This window comes from Hymenobacter qilianensis (genome assembly GCF_014638675.1).
GTDB classification, from domain to species: Bacteria; Bacteroidota; Bacteroidia; order Cytophagales; family Hymenobacteraceae; genus Hymenobacter; species Hymenobacter qilianensis.
This window is the reverse complement of the sequence record NZ_BMFN01000007.1, coordinates 1-20,215: the sequence shown is the minus strand read 5'-3', so window position 1 is coordinate 20,215 and position 20,215 is coordinate 1. Positions and strand designations below refer to the sequence as shown.

14 protein-coding genes are annotated in these 20,215 nt (G+C 63.8%); 12 read left to right on the top strand and 2 right to left on the bottom strand.

Features of this window, described 5'->3' with window-relative positions:
- Positions 1-235 precede the first annotated feature (235 nt).
- Both IEW06_RS20220 and IEW06_RS20215 read left to right on the top strand, forming a co-directional pair.
- Positions 236-3,301, top strand: a complete 3,066-nt coding sequence (locus IEW06_RS20220) for a SusC/RagA family TonB-linked outer membrane protein (RefSeq protein WP_229743197.1) — start codon at positions 236-238, stop codon at positions 3,299-3,301.
- Between the two features lie 27 nt (positions 3,302-3,328).
- A complete protein-coding gene (locus IEW06_RS20215) occupies positions 3,329-4,867 on the top strand; it encodes a SusD/RagB family nutrient-binding outer membrane lipoprotein (protein WP_229743196.1) in 1,539 nt (512 codons plus the stop codon).
- A 1,883-nt stretch (positions 4,868-6,750) separates the two neighbouring features.
- On the opposite strand, the gene IEW06_RS20210 is transcribed toward IEW06_RS20215, so the two are convergent.
- Positions 6,751-7,278, bottom strand: coding sequence for a ferritin (locus IEW06_RS20210; protein WP_187734645.1), 528 nt, complete (start codon positions 7,276-7,278; stop codon positions 6,751-6,753).
- A gap of 423 nt (positions 7,279-7,701) precedes the next feature.
- Between IEW06_RS20210 and IEW06_RS20205 the strand changes: the two genes are divergently transcribed.
- Genes IEW06_RS20205 through IEW06_RS20190 form a run of 4 tightly spaced genes read left to right on the top strand, consistent with a single transcriptional unit; the run spans position 7,702 to position 11,160 of the window.
- On the top strand, positions 7,702-8,907 hold the full coding sequence (locus tag IEW06_RS20205; protein WP_188548852.1) for a di-heme oxidoredictase family protein: 1,206 nt from the start codon (positions 7,702-7,704) through the stop codon (positions 8,905-8,907).
- 28 nt (positions 8,908-8,935) lie between these two features.
- Positions 8,936-9,385, top strand: a complete 450-nt coding sequence (locus IEW06_RS20200; RefSeq protein WP_187734644.1) for a Rieske (2Fe-2S) protein — start codon at positions 8,936-8,938, stop codon at positions 9,383-9,385.
- Entirely contained in the window at positions 9,382-10,626 is a 1,245-nt protein-coding gene (locus IEW06_RS20195; RefSeq protein ID WP_187734643.1) for a hypothetical protein, read from the top strand. Before IEW06_RS20200 ends, IEW06_RS20195 begins: the two co-directional genes overlap by 4 nt.
- 30 nt (positions 10,627-10,656) lie before the next feature.
- Positions 10,657-11,160 (top strand): hypothetical protein, encoded by a 504-nt coding sequence (locus IEW06_RS20190; RefSeq protein WP_187734642.1) that lies wholly within the window; start codon positions 10,657-10,659, stop codon positions 11,158-11,160.
- Between the two features lie 62 nt (positions 11,161-11,222).
- Here IEW06_RS20190 and IEW06_RS20185 read toward each other — a convergent pair whose 3' ends face one another.
- A complete protein-coding gene (locus IEW06_RS20185) occupies positions 11,223-12,170 on the bottom strand; it encodes a cation diffusion facilitator family transporter (RefSeq protein ID WP_187734641.1) in 948 nt (315 codons plus the stop codon).
- Positions 12,171-12,520: 350 nt separating this feature from the next.
- On the opposite strand from IEW06_RS20185, the gene IEW06_RS20180 reads away from it, so the two are divergent.
- The 6 genes from IEW06_RS20180 (at position 12,521) to IEW06_RS20155 (ending at position 20,185) form a co-directional block, all read left to right on the top strand.
- On the top strand, positions 12,521-12,850 hold the full coding sequence (locus IEW06_RS20180) for a DUF6660 family protein (RefSeq protein ID WP_188548851.1): 330 nt from the start codon (positions 12,521-12,523) through the stop codon (positions 12,848-12,850).
- A gap of 160 nt (positions 12,851-13,010) precedes the next feature.
- Positions 13,011-17,414, top strand: a complete 4,404-nt coding sequence (locus tag IEW06_RS20175; RefSeq protein WP_188548850.1) for a CusA/CzcA family heavy metal efflux RND transporter — start codon at positions 13,011-13,013, stop codon at positions 17,412-17,414.
- A gap of 22 nt (positions 17,415-17,436) precedes the next feature.
- On the top strand, positions 17,437-18,636 hold the full coding sequence (locus IEW06_RS20170; RefSeq protein WP_188548849.1) for an efflux RND transporter periplasmic adaptor subunit: 1,200 nt from the start codon (positions 17,437-17,439) through the stop codon (positions 18,634-18,636).
- Positions 18,637-18,699: 63 nt separating this feature from the next.
- Positions 18,700-19,005 (top strand): YnfA family protein, encoded by a 306-nt coding sequence (locus IEW06_RS20165; RefSeq protein WP_187734636.1) that lies wholly within the window; start codon positions 18,700-18,702, stop codon positions 19,003-19,005.
- Between the two features lie 51 nt (positions 19,006-19,056).
- The gene (locus IEW06_RS20160) at positions 19,057-19,491 is read left to right on the top strand and encodes a Fur family transcriptional regulator (protein ID WP_188548848.1); all 435 of its coding nucleotides are present in this window, start codon (positions 19,057-19,059) and stop codon (positions 19,489-19,491) included.
- A gap of 79 nt (positions 19,492-19,570) precedes the next feature.
- The gene (locus tag IEW06_RS20155; RefSeq protein ID WP_187734634.1) at positions 19,571-20,185 is read left to right on the top strand and encodes a hypothetical protein; all 615 of its coding nucleotides are present in this window, start codon (positions 19,571-19,573) and stop codon (positions 20,183-20,185) included.
- Positions 20,186-20,215 lie beyond the last annotated feature (30 nt).

Sequence of the window (20,215 nt, the reverse complement as noted above, 5' to 3'; positions counted from 1 at the left end):
TTTGTACAGCTAATTAATTTATATTTAATCTAAATAGGCTAGGAAATAGTACCCATCCACTTTAAGTTTGCGGCAGTTTAAACAAATTCTAAATAAGCAAATCATCGCTGACACTAGGCCTATATATGCCTTTGCCCCCGTGCTAGGTAGTATGAGAGCCACAAGCCCCTCCCCAAAGGTGTTTGAGTAGCGCAGAGACTACCGGTTTGCTACGCTGCATTTTTCGTTCGCTGCCGTGACGTACTCCTACCTTTCTTTCTTTCTTAGCTCATCGCTTGTCCAGCGCACGGCGCGGGTAATTCCCGTCCTGCTGCTAACGGCTACTTCGGCCTGGAGCCAGCAGCGCACGGTAACGGGCACCGTGCTGGAGCAGACCTCCGGCAATGCCCTACCAGGCGTGACCGTTGTGGTCAAGGAAACATCCACTGGTACGGCCACCGACGCGGAGGGGCGATTTAGTTTGCCCGCCCAGCCCGGTCAGGTGCTGCTATTCTCCTTTATTGGCTACAGCCCGCGCGAGGTAACGGTGAATACCAGCACCGAGCTGGTCACCGTATCTTTAAGCGAAAGCGTCACGGAATTGGCGGAGGTCGTCGTGACCGGCGCCCTAGGCATTAAGCGCTCGGCGCGGGAGCTGGGCGGGGGCAACCAGCAGATCGAGACGGACCGCCTGAACCAGGGCCGGGTGGTGAATCCATTGCTGGGCTTGTCGGGCAAAGTGGCCGGTTTGCGCATTAACCTCGTGGACAGCAAGGTGGACCCGCAGGTGCAGGTGCTTTTGCGCGGGGCGCGTTCCATCAGCGGCAACAATGCCCCCCTGTACGTGGTGGACGGCGTACCGGTGCCCAACATCAACCGCCTCAACCCCAACGACATCGAAAGCATCAACGTGCTGAAAGGGGCCAACGCCGCCGCCCTCTACGGCTCGGAGGGCGTGAATGGCGCCCTGCTGGTGACCACCAAAACCGGGCAGCGGGGCCAGTCGCGGGTGTCGTACACCAACACCAGCACCTTCGGGCAAGTATACTTGCTGCCCCCCACCCAGAACGAGTTCGGCATGGGCGTCGATGGCGTGTACAATCCCACCCAGTTTGAATCCTGGGGGCCGCGCTTCGACGGCGAAACTCGCCCGGTGGGGTCCGCCCTGGCCGACGGCACCCGCTGGGAGCTGCCGTACGCCCCGGTCGATAACCTCAAGGAAGACCTGTTTCAAACTACCACCACCCAGCAAAACGACCTCTCATTTTCGGGCGGCGACGAGCGAAGCACCTATTTTTTCTCCTTGCAGGATGTAAACACCAAGGGCATCATTCCCGGCGACAAAACCCGCCGCACGGGGGGGCGTTTTAACGGCTCGCGCACCTTCGGCAAGCTCGCCACCAGCTACAACTTCAACTACGTGCAGAGCAAAACCGAAACCACCCCCGACGGCCCCTGGATTACCGCCTACCAGATGCCGGCCAACGTGCCGTTTCACGAGCTGCAAGATTTGGCTAACCCCCTGGCCAATCCATCGGGCTTCTTCACCGACATGCAGCAGAACCCTTATTTCCAGATTGCCAACAACCGCCAGCTCAGCGAGCAACAGACCCTCAATGGCAAGGTGGAGTTCAACTATCAGCTGCGGCCCTGGCTGCGCGCTGTCTACCGCGTCGGCCTGTTCAACACCAGCACTGACTCGCGTAGCACCGTGGGCAAGTTTGTGGGCACCGGCCGGCGCAACATCGCCGGCAGCGTCAGCGACGGCAGCGAAACCTTCCGCCGCCTCAACAGCGACCTGATTCTGAACGCGGAAAAGACCTTTGGCGACTTCAACTTCCGCCTACTCGCCGGCCAGAACCTGCGCACCGATAACACCAAATCCACCGGCCTGGCCGCCTCGGCCCTGGTCGTGCCAGACTTATTCAACCCCGAAAACCGGGTGGGCGAGCTCACGGGCAGCGCGGCCATCACCGAATACCGGCAGGTGGCCGGCTACGGTGAGCTGACGGCCGGCTTCCGCAACTTCCTGTTCCTGACTTTCACCGGGCGGCAGGAATGGGTGTCGGTGCTGAGCGAAGAGAACCGCTCCTACTTCTACCCCGGCGTAAGCACTTCCTTCGTCTTCAACGAGGCCATTCCGGCTTTGCGCGACAGCCGGGTGCTGTCCTTCGGCAAGCTGTTCGCTTCTTATAACAAGACCGGCAACGTGAATTTGGCCCCCTACTCTTTGCAAAACGTGTACAGCCAGGGCAACGGCTTCCCCTTCGGCGGCCTGGCCGGCTACCTGCCCGGCACGGTGTACCCCAACCCCGACATTCGACCCGAATTTGTGACTTCCTACGAGGCGGGCTTTCAGGTCGGGCTGTTTGAGGATAGGCTGAACCTGGAGGCCGGCTACGTGTACTCCGACTCGCGCGACCAGATTTTCACGGCCACCACCTCGGCCGCCACCGGCTACCGCTCGGCCCGGGTGAATGCCGCCCGCCTGACTAACAACATCATCGAGGCCACCCTCAGCGGGGACGTGGTGCGCAGCGCTAACCTGCGCTGGAACGTGGGCTTCAACTTTGCCCACATCGACAACCAGGTCAAGGAGCTCTACGGCGACCTGACGTCGGTAAATAAATTCCGCCAGGCCTACGCCATTAAGGGGCAGGCGTACCCCAGTCTCCAGCTCAGCGACTACCGCCGCGACCCCGAGGGCCGCGTTATCGTGGACGCCCGCACCGGCTACCCGTCTGCCGCCCCCCAGGACACCTACCGCGGCACCATGGTGCCGCCCTACCAGATGGGCTTCAACACCCTGCTCGACTACAAGGGCCTGCGCCTGGCCGCCCAGTTCGACTGGCGCAAGGGGGCCTTTTTGTACTCCGAAATTGCCAACCGCATGATTACCAGCGGCACCAGTCCGCTCACGGTGCAGTACGACCGCCAGCCCTTCGTGATTCCCAACTCGGTGATTGAAACGGCCCCCGGCGTGTTTATGCCTAACACTGAAGTGCCCACCCAGAGCGGCGGCAAGGCCTACTGGAACGGCTACGTGGCCCCCTACCAGGTAAACTACGCCGCCAGCGCCGACTTCCTGAAGCTGCGCGAGCTGCAAGTGAGCTACTCCCTGCCGCCCGGTCTGCTGGGCCGCCAGAAGCTAGTGAAAGAAGCGACCGTGGGCGTGGTAGGGCAAAACCTGTTCACCATCCGCGCCAAAGACAACGTGTACGGCGACCCGGAATACTCTTACAACAATACCGAAGGCTACCTGAGCTTCCGCCAAGTGCCGCCCTTCCGCAGCGTGGGCTTCACCGTCAACCTGACGCTTTAATCCGGCCGGCCACCGCTTATTTCTGTGATGATGAAACGCACGCTTACCAAGCTCACCCTGACCCTCGCCGCCCTGAGCACCCTGACCCTGACGGCCTGCGAGGATTTTCTCGACGTCAACGATAACCCCAACAAGGCCGTAGCCGTGCCCGCCGATCTGCGCTTGCCGGCCGCGCTAGTGAGCACGGTAAACGAAGAAACCGTGGCTTTGAACCAGCTAGGGGCGCTGTGGGGGGGCTACTGGGGCACCACCAACGAGGGCGCCAACCTCTTCACCAAGGAGAAAGCCTACAGCCTGGTCGCCATCACCGACGGCCGCGACGGTATTCCGTTCTGGGAAAACGGCTACACGACCCTGCTCACCTATCAGCTGCTGCGCCAGGAAGCCGAGGGCACCAACTCGCCCAACTACGCCGGCATCGCCAAGATCATGCAGGGCTGGCACTTTCTGCGCCTAGTCGATCTGTACAACAACATCCCCTTCGACGACGCCCTGCAAGGTACCGTCCGCCTCACGCCCCGCTACGAAGACGGCCAGCAGGTGTACGGCAAAGCCGTAGACCTCATCACGGAGGGCATGCAGGACATCAAAAATGCCCCCCAAACCGCTCCCCGCCCCGGCCCCGACGATGTGGTATTTCAGGGCAACATGACGCGTTGGCTCAAGCTGGCCAACACCGTGAAGCTGCGGGCTTTGCTCCGCCAGAGCCAGGCCGGCACCGGCGCCTACGTGCAGGCCGAGCTGGCCAAGATTCAGGCCGAGGGCAGCGGCTTTTTGAACGCGGGCGAAAGCGCCAACGTGCAGCCCGGCTACCTGGTCACAGCCGGCAAGCAGAACCCGTTCTGGGAAGCCTACTACCGCACGGCCGCCGGCATAGTTACGGCCAACTTCACCGACCTGCGCCCTACCGAGTTTATCCTCAGCGAGTACCAGCGCCTGAACGATCCGCGCCTGGCCCGGCTGTATGCCCGCACCAGCGCCGGCCAGTACCGGGGCGTCGTGTTCGGCGCCCCGGCCACCAGCGGCACCACCTTCAACCGGGCCAACACGTCTACGTTCCTGGGTCCGCGCGAGAACAACAACCTTGCGGGGGGGCTTTTTAAGAGCGCCCAGCAGCCGTCGGTGCTCTTGAGCTCGATGGAGAGCTTGTTTTTGCAGGCCGAAGCCGCGGAGCGCGGCTGGCTGGCGACGGCCACGGCCCGCAGCCTGTACGAGGCCGCTATCCGGGAGTCGTTTCTCTACCTGGAGGTGCCCGCCGCCGCCGCCGCCGTGGCTACCTACCTGGCGCAGCCCACCGTCCGCTACGATCAGGCCCCCAATAAACTGGAGCGGCTGATTACGCAGAAGTGGCTGGCCCTGAACAGTATCAGCAGCATCGAGGCCTGGAACGACTACCGGCGCCTGGGCTTCCCGGCGGCCCTGCCCAACTCCCCCCAGGCGCCCTCCCCGACGGCTCGCCCTCTGCGCCTGCTTTACCCCGAAACCGAGCGCACCACGAATGGCCCCGAAGTTGGAAAGCAAGGCTCCCTGGATGGTCTGACGGACAAAGTGTGGTGGGATCAGTAAGACCTCGCACCTAGAAACAAACGCCCCGGGCAGGCCGCAGCTACGGTTGGCTCAGACTGGAACAGCGTGTCCTCGCGCTCCCGGGTTTGTAACGCGTCCATCCCATTAGGATGAGGTGCTGGGGAGAGAAGAACAAACGGAACGGGCGCAAGCCTTCCGAGGTTTTTAGGCAGGGAACAACATCCCGTTAGTGTAGCAGCCAGCAAAGAGAAAGCCCCGGCCAATGACAACCATAAACGGGCTGCGGCTATGGTGAAATTAAAGCGAGAGAAGGAGCACAAGACTTGGCGAGAGATCGCCCAGAAACGGAATATTAATTATTTTAAAATCAGTCAGGGCCGCTCCTTCTAGGTAACTCATGCTATGCAGCTCTCTTAAGGAAGTAGTGCTCTGCAATGAGAGTATATTCATTTATTCACTTCCGCTTATCCGTTGAATGGGAAGGCAATGCGAAGCCGCCTTTTAGCCGTTAAAATGGTTTATTGTTTATGAATTCCAGCCTATTTTTATAGCACGACTGCTTCCTGATCACCTGTCCTCTGTCCTTCTCCGGAAAACCCGGTCGCGGATGTCGCGGATTTGGTCAAATATTGACGGTAATTTATAGTCCTTGACGTACCATCGCATCGGCACGGTCCGATACGTGCTGTTGCCCGCTTTGGACATCCAGTAGACGCCGTTGGAGTTGTAGATATGGTACTCGACGGCAAAGGGCACCTCGAACTCCAAACCGGTGCCCCCGACCCTCGTGTCCGCCGCCCTCATATATGTAGCACTTACTAAGCGTGCGGAGCCAGTCCCGCGCGTCGAAACCGACTCGCAATAGCGTGACCACCAAACGCCTGGTCCCGAATTGTAGATAACCTTGACGTCGGCACCCGCGCGTACTGCTCTTGTGAGATCGGCTACGGACCCCACGACAGCCGTGCCAGTGGAGTCCGTAATGTAGATTAAAGTCCAGTCGCTCATAGTATTTAAAATTAAATGGAATAACAAATATAACTTAACACCGAAATTATTTAACTTTGTTAAGATATAGGTTTACATAATACAAGTCAAGGGTTTTCAGTAATATCTTATAAGTATGATAGTTATATAAAAACATCTAGCGAATGAAGAGAAAGCCCTGGCCAACAAGAACCATAAACGGACAGGAGCTACGGTGAAATTAAAGCAGGCGATCGCCCAGAAACGGAATGTAATGCTTTCGTAACGTTTGCTTCGCTGCCGGTTCCTCCAGTACGTGGCCGTTAGGCTTATCATGCCCATTTTGTTAACCTCGGCCCGGAATCCACTGCTTTATCCCGTCGCTAGCTGGTCCTGCCCGGAAGGTTAGTACTCGACAGCGGTAACGCTAGGCACATACTCATGCGCAGCTCATCCGGACTTTCCACACGGAGCGTGTCCCGATGCCCTTGCGTGATAATATCGTACGCGAGCGAGAGGCCCAAGCCCGTGCCCTCGCCCGCAGGACGTGAGCATACTCGGAGACAGCTCTTTTAACTTTCATCGGGCTGGGCGTGAACAACGGTGTCTTTACCACTTAACGACCACCGTTAAATAGACGCTACGGCCGTCCTTTGGCAGGATCCCGGGGCTAGGACAGCCCGTGGCCCAGCGCGTGAAGTAGCGGGTATTCTCCAAGTTGTTCACGCTGCCTACCAGCTTGAGCGTGCCAGTAGCTGGGTTTAAAAGTATTCACGGGCCGCTGTTGCGACTTTGGTGATTGAGAAGGGGGCTTAGTACAAATTGTCGTAACCTAGGACACACGCGCCACCACCGGGAGCGCTATTCTTCATGGCGTCCCCACCCACTGTCTAGGTCCTATGACCTGTGTTGTAGGCCTGCTAGGAGGGAAGTCCCCCCTGCGAACGGATTTGTCCTTAGCCTGGGGCGGCGTTGCCCTTAGAGGCCACATGGCCGCGAAAGAGCAGGATGTCCTTATCAAAGAGGTAAATGCCGCTTTTGTCGTCCCCGACTAGCTCGAGCTTGTCGTTGAGGGTGCGGGCCAGCGCTTCTTCCTCCAGCTGCTCCGAGACGTACCACTGCAGAAAGTTGTGGGTGGCGAAGTCCCGCTCCTGCAGGGCCAAGCCCACCAGCTCGTTGATGCTGGTGGAGACGGCGATTTCGTGCTGCAGAAAGTCCTGAAAGACCCGCTGCAGGGATTGGAAGGTGATGACGGGTTGCGCCAGGGCAGGCACCACGGCAAAGCCACCCCGCTCGTTGACGTAGCGGATGAGCTTGAGCATGTGCACCCGCTCCTCCTGGCTTTGCTGGTAGAAGAAGGTAGTCACCCCGTCCAGACCGGGCTGAATTTCGGCCCAAGAGGCCATGGCCAGGTAGGCCTGAGACGATTGCGCCTCCATGGCAATTTGTTGGTTGAGCGCGTCTTTGATGGGAGCAGTGAGCATGGCCAGGCAGCGGGATAAGACGAGGAAGAGGTTCCTAAGGGCGGGTCACGAGCCGCCTTGGTACCCGTACGTAATTTGCGCGCAAAGGGCTTCGCGCCTGGTCCAGCGCAACGCCTACCCCACCACTAGGTCTGGTCATAGGTATGCCGCTGGTCGGGCGACGTCCTGCTGGATTTGGTTGCCCTAACCCATGAACTATACAGCCTTCTTCTGCCCATCCTTCTTAAATCACCTTCCGCGGTTACTGCCCCTATGCCCCGCGGCCTTCGCCTTGCGCCGGGCATTCAAAAAATTACCCTGGCAGCATCACCTCGAATAGGACTGGTTTAGCAAACCCGAAACAAATTTTTAGAGTAGTCTAAAAATAATTGATACCTTTAGGAGAGTCTCGGCCGAACCCCTGCCCGGTACCTTCTCTCGCTTATGGGTCGAAAAGCTTTCTCCTTGTTTTGGCTGGCACCCGCCCTCGCGCTGCTGGCTTCCTGCGAAACCCTGATGACGGCCCCCCCGCCCGAGGACTCCCTGCTCGACGGCCCGGTGGAAGGCCTCACTACGGAACAGTCGGGGCAGTTTCTGCGCGGCGACGTGGCCTTCAACGACGAGGTGTTTACCAGTGCCACCGGCCTGGGCCCGCTGTTCGTGAGCAACAGCTGCGGCAGCTGCCACGCGGGCGACGGCAAGGGCCACCCCACCACCACGCTCACCCGCTTTGGGCAGGTGGACAGCACGGGCAATCCCTTCGCCGGACGCCAGGGGCCGCAGCTCCAGCACCGCGCCCTACCGGGCTTTGCGCCCGAGGTGCTGCCGGCCGGCGTGGTCCACAGCCGCTTCACTCCCCCGGCCAACACCGGCCTGGGCTTCCTCGACGCCGTGCCCGACGACGCGCTGCTGGCCCTGGCCGACCCCCACGACCGCGACGGAGATGGCATCAGCGGCCGGCCCAACTGGATCACGGTGCCTGACTACGCCACCCTGCGGCCGGCCGCCCGGCCCCGCGCGGGCAAGTACATCGGCCGCTTCGGCAAAAAAGCCGCCGCCTACGATTTGCTGCACCAAACGGCCTCGGCTTACAATCAGGATATGGGGGTCATCTCTTTTTTTGAAGACCGCGATCCGAACACGCACAATGTGCTCGACCCGGAGGTGAGCAACCAGAAAGTGCAGGACGTGGTGGCCTACCTCAAGTTTTTGAAAGCCCCCCAGCCCCGCGGAACCGAGCAGGCCAGCGTCAGCGTGCTGGCCGGCGAGCAGCTGTTCGTGCAGGTGGGCTGCGGCAAGTGCCACACCCCGGAGCTGCGCACCGGTGACTCCCCCGTGGCGGCCCTCGCTGACCGGCCCGTGCGGGCCTACACCGACCTGCTGCTGCACGACATGGGACCCGGCCTCAACGACGGCTACACCGAAGGCAGCGCCCAGCCGGCCGAGTGGCGCACCCCGCCGCTCTGGGGCCTGGGCCTCTCACCCAACTCGCAGGGGGGCAGCTACTTTCTCTTGCACGACGGCCGCGCCCGCAGCATCGAAGCCGCCATCGCTCAGCACGGCGGCGAGGCCACGGGCAGCCGCGACCGGTACGACCGGCTCAGCGCCGCCGAGCAGCGCCAGCTGGTAGACTTTCTGAAAAGCTTGTAATCGGACTCCCTTTCCTATCACCATCCTTATGAATCGTCGGCAATTTATCGGACGCGGCTGCGGGGCCTGCCTCGGGGCAGTGGCCCTGGGCACCGGGCTAAGCGGCTGCGCTACCACCCGCTACGCGGCTACCACGCTCACCGCGGACGGCGTCCGGGTGGCCCTGCGCGAGTTTGTCATTGAGGGCAGCTCGCCGGTGGCGTACCGCCCCTTCGTGGTGGTGCGCGACGAGGCCCTGCGCTTTCCTATCTGCGTGTTCCGCTTCGGCGAGACCGACTATTCGGCTCTGTGGATGCAGTGCGCCCACCAGGGAGCCGAGCTGCAGGCCAGCGGCACGGCCCTGCAGTGCCCGGCCCACGGCAGCGAGTTCGACAGCCGCGGCCAGGTCACCAATGGGCCAGCCGCCGCGCCGCTGCGCAGCTTCCCGGTCCGCCTGGCCGGCCATGACTTATTCCTGGACTTACGGGCCGCGTCATGAAGACGCTCCTGACCCTGCTGCTGCTGGCTGCGGCCGGCCCGGCCCTGGCGCAAATTGACCCTACGCTGCTGCGCGACCCCGGGCGGCTGCGCCGCGTGCCCGCCGACACTATGGGCCGGCCCCAGCTTAACCTGGATGCGGTCTACAACCGCCCGTTTCTGCAGGCCGGGCGCCTGCCCGTGGCCCTGGGCGGCTACGTGGAAGCCAACTACCAGAACGGCCGCACGGACGGCATCGGCGAGGGCCACCAGTTTCAGATGCGCCGCGTGACCCTGTTCGTGTCCTCGGCCATCAGCAAGCGCGTGAAGTTCCTGACGGAAATCGAGTTCGAGGACGGCACCAAGGAAATCAACATTGAGTTTGCCTCCGTCGACTTTGAGTTCAGCCCCCTGCTCAACGTGCGCGGCGGCATCGTGATGAACCCCATCGGGGCCTTCAACCAGAACCACGACGGCCCGAAGTGGGAGTTCGTGGATCGGCCGATTGCGGCCACCCAGCTGCTGCCCGCCACCTGGAGCAATGTAGGCGCGGGCCTCTTCGGCAAAAAGTACACCGACCGCTGGGTGTTTGCCTACGAAGCCTACCTGACCAACGGCTTCGACAACTCGGTCGTCGACAACCCCGAGAGCCGCACCTTTCTACCCGCCAGCAAGGCCAACCCCGACCGCTTCGAGGAGAACGTCAACGGGCAGCTGCTGACCACGGCCAAGGTGGCCCTGCGCCGGCAGAAGGTGGGCGAGCTGGGGCTCTCGCACATGGGCCAGGTCTATAACAAGTTCGAGGACGACGGCCTGGTGCTGGACCAGCGGCGCCGGCTCGACGTGTGGGCCGTGGACGCCAACACCACCCTGCCCGGCACCCGCACGGCCCTGACCGGGGAGTGGGCCTGGGTGCGGGTGAACGTGCCCGACAACTACGCCCCGCAGTACGGGGGGCGCCAGATGGGCGGCTTCCTGGACCTGGTGCAGCCGCTGCGCAAGGGCCGGGTGTTCGGCTACGAAAACGCGGTGCTCAATGCCGGCCTGCGCCTGGAATACGTGGACTGGAACCGGGACCGGTTCGCGGAAACGGGCGGGGCCATCGGCGACGAGACCTGGGCCGTGGTGCCGGCCCTGAGCTGGCGGCCCTCCCCCCTGACGGTGGTGCGCCTGAACTACCGCTCGCAGTGGGCCCGTGACTTTCTGGGCAACCCCGCGGTTCGGTCCGCGACGGTGCAAGTGGGACTCTCGTCTTACTTCTAACCCGGGACCAATCCAGCGACCCTTTTAGCTATGGAAATCTATTACCTCCGCGTCACCGAGGCTCAGCACATCCTCAGCGCGCTGAACCTGACAACGACCCTGTGCAGCAAGCTGGCGGCTCTAACGCTGCTGGCCCTGGCTGGCGTAGGCCCGGATACCCCGTGGGTGGAAGCCAGCGACGGGCGCAAAGGCATGGCCCGCGGCATTCGCGACTTCATGCGCACGGTGTATAACTGGCGTGAAGCTTCCACCGAACACGCGTTTGTGCGCATGCGGGGGCAGGTGCTGCAGCCGCTGGTGGCCGTGGGCCTGGTCTTGCGCAACCCCGACAACCCCACCCTGCCGTGCACCAGTCCCCGGCTGCACTTCGCCCTGACCCCGGCCCTGGTCCCCCTGCTGCGGGCCTACGGAACCCCGCACTGGGAAAAGGCCCTGGCCGCCTTTCAGCAAATGAGGGGTGCCCGCCGGGAGCCCCACCCGGGGGCTGCCCAGCCAGACCCGTTGTCGAGCTTGAGAACCTTCACCGGCGTCTAAAAACAAAAAAGCCCGGTCCTACTGGTTTACTGCCGCCGTCGCCTCCTGCGCCGCCCCGGTTACTACCCCCCGCCAGGAGTGCCCGAGCTCAACGTTTCGGGTTCAAGATGCACCGTGCTCTGGCGAATGTGGAACTCCCTGTGCAGGGCCTCTTGCAGGTATTCTATAAAGGCGGTATCGTCCTGGCGGGGCCGCACCAGGTGCACGCTCAGGGCGGTGTCCGTCGGGGTGAGGGGCCAGATATGCAGCTGATGCACCTCCCGCACGCCGGGCTGCCTCCGCAGAAAGGCGCGCACCGCCGCTACATCCGTGTCTTCCGCGCGGGTCCGCAGCAGCCGGCTCGGGGTGAGCAGGCCCCAGCAGCCGTAGGCGATGACGCCCAGCAGCACCACGGCCAGGAAAGGGTCCACCCACGGCCAGCCGGTGCCATACAGGAGGGCTCCGCCCAGCGCCACCCCAAACGATACCAGGGCATCCGTGAACAGGTACTGGCAGCCGCGGCGCCCGTTCCCCCGGACCTGCTGCCCGCGCAACAGCAGTCCGGCAGTTCCGGCGTGCAGGAGGAGGCCCGCGCCGGCGAGCAGCCCGACCAGCAGGCCACTCACCGGCTCAGGGGAGCGCAGGTAGTCCATGGTTGCTCGCAGCAGGACGCCCAGCAGGACACATAGTCCCACCGCCGTGAAGAGGGAGATTTGAATCGGCAGGCTGTGGAAGCCGTAAGGATAGCGTCCCCGGCCCGAGCGCCGGGCCGGGCGCCCGCACCACCAGGCAAGGCCCAAACAAAGCCCACTGCCGAGGTTGCGGCCGGCGTCGGCCAGGAGCGCCGCCGAATGTCCCCAGAAGCCGGCGGCCGCCTCGGCCAGGACAAAAGAAAAATGGAGGAGCAGGCACCCGCTCCAGACCAGCAGGTAGGGGGTGTCCGCCCCGAGCCCGTGGGGGTGAGCGCCCGGCCGGTGGTCGGGGCCGCGGGGCTTAGGTCCGGCGGCGTCGGAAGAAGGCAGGTGCGCCATAGGGATAGCGAAAGAAACGGGGGGCTTACTGGCAGGGTAAGGTAGTAGATGGCGCGCAGATGCGCGGCGGCAACGGGGCCTGACCGGTAGGGAGGATAGCGCACGGAACCAGCAGCGCGGAAGTGTCCTGACTAATTCGGTCCGCGCGCTGGCCGTGGAAACTTATTGCCTGCCCGACCCTGTTTCTTCGGCAGCGCGGCGCTGCTACACCGCGGTCCCCGTGCTTACCGGCCCGCTAGGCCAGTGACTGATTGACTCGCAAACCTTGTCCGGGCAGTTACCAAATTAACCCCTGGTTGTATCCTTATTGGTGCGCATTTCGTAGGTTTGCACCATCCCGTCTTGCTTGCATGCGTTTCCTCTCCATCTTTTTTGCCTGTTACCTCGCTGTGTTGGCTTGTCTGCCCTGCGTAGACCGGGAGCCAGTGCGCGCGGATAACCTGCAGACGTTGGTCACCGCGGCCTCCCAGCAGCAGGAGGCCGGTACGCATGCGGGACTGGATTGGTGCACCCCCATGTGTCAGTGTCAGTGCTGCGCGAGTACCTCGCTGCCGCTTGCCCTGGGTATTCCCCTGATCGTGCAGCCCCGGACGTATTACGCGCCCAGCCGCTTTGCCCGGCTAGCCCCCCCCGGGCCCCGGCACTTGCCGGGCACCATCTGGCAGCCTCCGCAAGCCTAGTTTCCTGTTTCCTCCGGTCCCTTCTGGGAACGGGTGCCCTGTGGTGCCCGCTCCCGTGACGCGCGCACCCGTTTCGCGGTGCCCGGACCCTGCCGTCGTTGAGCCTTCCGGTGCTCCGGCCGCCCTATGTCAGGATTTCTAGCCTTTTTCCCCAGCCAGCATGTTTGACCGGCTCATTCATTTTTCCATTCACAACAAGCTCATCATTGGGATCCTGACCCTGGCGCTCATCGCCTGGGGCGGATACTCCCTGAGCCGGCTGCCGATTGACGCGGTGCCCGACATCACCACCAACCAGGTCGTGGTCTACACGGTGGCCCCCTCGCTGGCCGCCGGCGACATCGAACGGCTGGTGTCCTTTCCCATCGAGCAGAGCCTGGCCACCATCCCGGACCGGGAGGAGGTGCGCTCCTTTTCCCGCTTTGGTCTCTCGGTGGTCACCATCGTCTTCGAGGACGGAGTAGATATTTACTGGGCCCGCCAGCAGGTCGCGGAGCGCCTGCGCGAAGCCGAAAGCCAGATTCCAGAAGGCATCGGCCGGCCCGAGCTGGCCCCGGTTACCACCGGCCTGGGCGAAATCTACCAGTACCTGGTGCGCGCCAAGCCCGGCTTTGAAAAGAAGTACGGCGCGCGCGAGCTGCGCACGATTCAGGACTGGATTGTGCGGCGCCAGCTGCTGGGCACGCCCGGCGTGGCCGACGTGGCCAGCTTCGGGGGCCTGCTCAAGCAGTACGAGATTGCCCTGGACCCCACGCGCCTGCGCTCCCTGAACGTGACCATCGAGCAGGTACACCAGGCCGTGGCCGCCAACAACCAGAACGCCGGCGGCGCCTACCTCGACCAGAAGCCCACGGCCTACTTTATCCGCACCGAAGGCCTGGCCGAGAACGCAGCCGACCTGGGCAACATCGTCGTGCGCAACACCGCGGGCGGCCTGCCCGTGCTGGTGCGCGATGTGGCTGACGTGCGCCTGGGCTCGGCCGTGCGCTACGGGGCCATGACGCGGAACGGGGAAGGCGAAGTGACTGGCGGCATCGTGCTCATGCTCAAGGGCGCCAACGCCAACGACGTGATTAAAGATGTGAAAGCGCGCATGGCCACGGTGGAGAAATCCTTGCCCGAGGGCGTGGCCATCGACGTGTACCTCGACCGCTCCGAGCTGGTGGGCCGGGCCATCGGCACGGTGAAAACCAATTTGATTGAAGGGGCCCTGATCGTGCTCTTCGTGCTCATCCTGTTCCTGGGCAACTGGCGGGCGGGCTTGGTCGTGGCCTCCGTCATCCCGCTGGCCATGCTGTTTGCCATTGCCATGATGCAGCTCTTCGGCGTGTCGGGCAACCTGCTCTCGCTCGGCGCCATCGACTTTGGCCTAGTCGTGGACGGAGCTGTCATCATCGTGGAAGCCATCGTGCACCGCCTGCACGGCGGGCAGCTGCAGGTGCCGGGTAACCGCCTGAGCAGCGAGCAGATGAACGCGGAAACCTACACGGCCGCCTCCAAAATCCGCTCCTCGGCGGCCTTCGGGGAAATCATCATCCTTATCGTGTATTTGCCCCTGCTAGCGTTGGTGGGCATCGAGGGCAAGATGTTCCGGCCCATGGCTCAGACCGTAGCCTTCGCTATTATTGGCGCCTTTATTCTGAGTCTCACCTACGTGCCCATGATGGCGGCGCTGGCCCTGAGTCGCAACACGGCGCACCAACCCAATTTCTCGGATCGCATGATGCGCTGGCTCGAAGCCCGCTACCGCCCCCTGCTCGAGTGGGCCCTGCGCCGCAAGGCCGTGGTGCTGACCAGCGCAGTGGCTTTGTTTGGGGGATCCCTGCTCTTATTTCGTACCCTGGGCGGGGAGTTTATTCCCCAGCTTTCGGAAGGGGACTTTGCCGTGGAGCTGCGCACGCTCACCGGCTCCTCGCTGAGCTACACCGTGGACAAAAGCCTGCAGGCGGGCGCCATCCTCAAAAAGCAGTTCCCCGAAGTCCAGGAGGTAGTGGCCAAAATTGGGGCCGCCGAGATTCCCACCGACCCCATGCCGGTGGAAGCAGCCGACGTGATGGTGATTCTGGAAAAAGATCCGGACAAGTGGACCTCCGCGGGTAACCGCGAGGAGCTGGCCGACAAGATGGCCGCGGCCCTGAGCGTCATCCCCGGCGTTACCTTCGGCTTTCAGCAGCCCATCCAGATGCGCTTCAACGAGTTGATTTCGGGGGCCAAGCAGGACGTAGTGCTCAAGATTTACGGCGAGGACTTGCAGCAGCTGGCTTCCTACGCCGAGCAGGCCGCCCGGCTGGTGCGCCGGGTGGAAGGGGCCGAAGACGTGTACGTGGAGCAGGTCACGGGCCTGCCCCAAATCGTAGTCAAGCTCGACCGCAACCGCCTGGCCCGCTTCGGCCTCAACGCCGACGACGTGAACCGCACGGTACAGACGGCCTTCGCCGGCCAAAGCGCCGGCCTGCTCTTTGAGCAGGAGCGCCGCTTCGACGTGGTGCTGCGCCTGGCTCCCGAGCTGCGCCAGAACATCAGTCAGGTGCGCCAATTGCTCATCGCCACTCCGGCGGGCGAGCAGGTTCCCCTGGAGCAGGTGGCCACGGTGGAGCTGCAGGAAGGCCCCAACCAGATTCAGCGCGACGATGCCAAGCGCCGCATCAGCGTGGCCTTCAACGTGCGGGGCCGCGACGTGGAAAGCGTCGTGACCGAGCTGCAGGGCCGGGTGGAGCAGCAAATCAAGTTCGCGCCCGGCTACTACACCACCTATGGCGGCCAGTTCGAGAACCTGCGCCAGGCCACCGAGCGCCTGAGCATTGCCGTGCCCGTGGCCCTGGGGCTCATTTTTACCCTGCTGTTCTTCACCTTCGGCTCCCTTAAGCAGTCGGTGCTCATTTTCACGGCCATTCCCCTCTCGGCCATCGGTGGGGTGCTGGCGTTGTGGCTGCGGGGCATGCCGTTTAGCATCTCGGCCGGCGTGGGCTTTATTGCCCTCTTTGGCGTGGCCGTGCTCAACGGCATCGTGCTCATCGGCTACTTCAACCAGCTGAAGGACGAAGGCCGCACGGACCTCTATCAGCGCATTCTGGAAGGCACCCAGGTACGTTTGCGGCCCGTGCTGATGACGGCCACCGTCGCTTCGCTGGGCTTCCTGCCCATGGCCCTGTCCCAGTCAGCGGGCGCCGAAGTGCAGCGCCCCCTAGCCACGGTGGTTATCGGGGGACTGGTCACCGCCACCCTGCTCACCCTGCTCGTGTTGCCGGTGCTCTACGCCCTGTCCGAACGCAAGGCGAAACCAAAGGGAGAGGAAAAGCCGCAGCCCTCCGCGGCCGTGCCGGTTTCGGTGGTGCTGCTGGTGCTCGGCGGACTGCTCAGCAGCCCAGCAGCCCGGGCGCAGGGGCCGCTGACCGCCACCCAAGCGGTGGGCCAGGCCATGCAGGCTAACGGCACGGTGCAGGCTGCCCAACGCTCCCTGGAAGCCCAGCAGGCCCTGCGCCGCACGGCTTTTGACGTGGGCCGCACCACCCTGCTGGGCAACTACGGACAGGTGAACTCGCCGCTGGCCGACAACGTGCTCAGCATCGGCCAGTCGCTGGCGTTGCCGGGCTACTACAAGGCCCAGGCGGGCCTGAGCCAGGCCCAGATTGCCACCCGTGAGCAGCAGCTCCGGCAGGTCCAGGCCGAGCTGCGCCGGCAGGTGCGCCTGACCTACGAGCAGGCCGTGTACGCCCGCCACCGCCTGCGCACCTTGCGCGGGCAGGACAGCATCTATGCCGAGTTTTTGCGCGCGGCCCAGCTACGCTTTAAGACCGGGGAAGTAAACCGCCTGGAGCCAGCTAACGCGCTCATCCAGCACGGGGAAACCCAGAACCTGCTGGCGCAGGTCCAGGCAGACCTGGTGGTGGCGCAGCGGCAGCTCCAAGCCCTGCTGCAAGCTCCCCAGCCCGTGGCCGTGGCCGACAGCACGCTGCAGCGCCTCGCGGCCCCGGCAGCCCCAACGGACACCGCCCAGCTGGCCACGACGCCCCAGGCGCTGGCGCTGCGGCAGCAGCTGGCCGAGCGCCGGGCCGAAACCCGGGTGGAGCGGGCCCAGGGCCTGCCCCAGGTAAACGTGGGCTACACCAACCAGACCCTGCGCGGCACCTACGAGGTGGACGGGCGTTCCCAGACCTACGGGACCGGCGACCGGTTCCAGAGCGTGCAGGCCGGCGTAGCCATTCCCCTGCTGCGCGGGGCCCAGAAGGCCCGGGTGCAGGCCGCCCAGCTGCAGGAGCAGGTGGCCACGGCCCAGTACCAGCGCTACCAGGCTGAGGCCGCCGCCCGGCTGGACGAGCTGCGCGTGCGCCTGCAGGAGCAGCAGCGGCGGGTGCAGTTTTACGAGCAGACGGGCTTGCCTCAGGCCGCGACCATCGTGCGCCTGAGCCAGCTCTCTTACAAGGCCGGCGAAACCACCTACTCCGAACTGCTCCTTAACCTGGAGCGCGCCCTGAGCGTGCGCACGGCCTACCTGGACGCCGTGCTTGCGCACAACCAAACCGTTATCGACCTGGACTACCTGCTCGGCACGGCGGTCCAATAACCCATCTCTCGACTTGATCCATATGAAGAACCTAGCATCCCTAGCGTTGCTGCTGGCCCTGACCCTGGCCGGCTGCAGTAAGGAAAATGAAACCGCCGACGCGGACCACGCTGAGACCACCACCGAGGCCGGTGGTCATGCCGGGGAAGAAGCGCACGAAGGGGAGGAAGCCGCCGACATGGTGACCCTTTCCACCGCCGAGCAGCAGGCTGGCGGGCTGAAAACCGGTCCCCTGGCCTCCCGCCCCATGGGCGCGGGCCTGGCCGTGAACGGCACGCTGGACGTGCCGCCGGAAAGTGCCGTCAACATCACGGCCCCCCTGGGCGGCTTCGTGGACAATACCGAACTACTGCAGGGCGCCCGGGTGCGCAAGGGTGAAGTGCTGGCCACTATCCGCAACCCCGAGTTTGTGACCCTGCAGCAGGACTACCTGGAAACCCGCGCCCGCTTGGAGTATGCCCGCACCGAGCTGGCCCGCCAGAAGGAGCTCTACGAGCAGGAAGTAGCGCCCCAGAAAAACTACCAGCGCGCGCAGGCCGACTACCAGGCCCTGCAGGTGCAAACCAATGCCCAGGCGGCCCGACTGCGGCTGGCGGGCCTGCCGGTAGGAGGAAAGATAGTCACCACGGCTAGCGTCCGCGCCCCGCGGGCCGGCTTCGTGCGGGCCGTGAACGTGACGGTGGGCCAAGCCGTGACCGCCACCGATGCCCTGTTTGAAATCGTGGACCCCGAGCACCTGCACGTGGAGCTCACCGTGTTTGAGCGCGACGTGGCCCGGGTGCAGAACGGGCAGCTCATTCGCTTCACCCTGGCCAGCGACTCCACTGGCTCCCGCCGCGAGCGCACGGCCCGGGTATACCTGGTGGGCAAAGCCATCGGGGAGGACCGCACCGTGCGCGTGCACGGCCACCTCGACCAGGAAAACGACCCGGCCCTGCTGCCCGGCCTCTACGTGCGGGCCCTGATTGAAACGGGCCGCACCCAGGCCCCCACCCTGCCCGACGCCGCCCTAGTACGCTTTGAGGGCCAGAGCTACGCCTTTGCCGTGGAAGCCTCCGGCCGCTACCGCCTGGTGCCCGTGACACTGGGGCGCAGCGAGGACGGCTACACCGAAGTCACCCTGCCGGAGACCGTGCCGGCCACCTCTACCTTCGTCACGGACGGCGCCTACTCGCTGCTAGCCAAGCTGAAAAACGCCGAGGAGGAAGGTGAGGGCCATTGAGGCCTTTCTCCTCCAGCAACCAACCTTCTTCCCGGAACCAGGCAGTACCTACAACCCCTGACCATGGTTATTCTGGCGGGACTCTACGAAATCGGGGGTAGCTCCCGCTTCTGGCAGTGGCTGAAGGCTGACCGACCCGGGTGGATGGGGCTCCTGGGCGCCATCCTGCTCGTACTCTACGGCTGGGTGGCGACGTGGCAACCCACTGCCTTCGGCAAAACCTACGCCGTCTACGGCGGCATTTTCGTGGTCATGTCCAGGGCGAGGGGCTGGTACTTTGATGGCTTCCGAGCGGACCGGTCCGACTTGCTGGGTGGAGCCATCCTGCTGCTGGGCCTGGCCGTAATCTTGTTTTGGCCCCGGTCCTGACCGGCCCTTTGGTAGTAGCTTAATCCTATTCCCCACCGCTGCGCTTTTACTATGGCTCATCCCCTCGAAGACACCCTGATCGCCAAGCAGATAACGCCCACGGCCATGCGCCTGCTGATCTTAGACGTGCTGGTCCAGCAGTCGGCGGCGCTGAGCTTGGCCGACGTGGAGGCGTTGCTCCAGCCCGCCGACCGCATCACCGTGCACCGCACCCTGAAAACCTTCACCGACAAAGGGCTGGTGCACCGCATCGAGGACGGCAGCGGCGCCGTCAAGTTCGCCCTGTGCGAGCCCCGCTGCACGCCCCAGCACCACCAGGACTTGCATGTGCATTTCTTCTGCACCCGCTGCCGGGAAACCGCCTGCCTGCCCGCGGTGGCCGTGCCGGTCATTGCCCTGCCCGAGGCCTACCAGGTGCAGGAAACCAGCCTGGTGATGAAAGGCCTCTGCCCCCGCTGCGCGGGCGACTCGCCAACCGCTGCTTAAACAATGCAATAGCATTGCATCGCCCGGAGCCCGAGGTTTGTCCTCGTAACCGGCGGTGCCTCTTTCCTGACCGCTTCCCATGCTTGAACTACTTACCGGTGCCTTTGTGCTAAGCCTCCTCCACGCCGCCATTCCCAACCACTGGGCCCCGGTGCTGGCCGTGGCGCGGGCCGAAGGCTGGCCTTTGCGGCGGGCGGTGGGCGTGACGCTGGTGGCCGGGCTCGCCCACGTGCTCAGCACGGTAGGCATCGGGGTGGCGCTGGGTTTGCTGGGGTGGCGCCTCTCGGCCCGCTTCGAGCAATTTGCCAGTTGGATTGCGCCGCTACTGCTCATCGCCATCGGCCTACTCTACGCCTTTTCCGGCCCCGGTCATACCCACCCTGACCCGCGGCCCGTGCGCCGGCGCACCCCGCGCCGGCGCCTAGTAGTTGGGCTGGCCGCGACGATGTTTTTGGCCCCGTGCCTGGAGATTCAGACCTTCTTTTTAGCGGCCGGCACCCACGGCCCGGCGGCCCTGGCCCTGCTGATGAGCGTGTATTTGCTGGCCTCCGTGTCGGCCATGTGTACGCTGGTAGCGCTGGCCCATCGCAGCCTGCAGGGCCTCAACGTCGATGGACTGGCCCGGCACGAGCGGCAGCTGACGGGCGCGGTGCTCGTGCTGGTGGGCGTGGCCGGCTTTTTCGTGGACTGGTAGCCGCCGGCGGACCGCTCCCATATTTTTTTT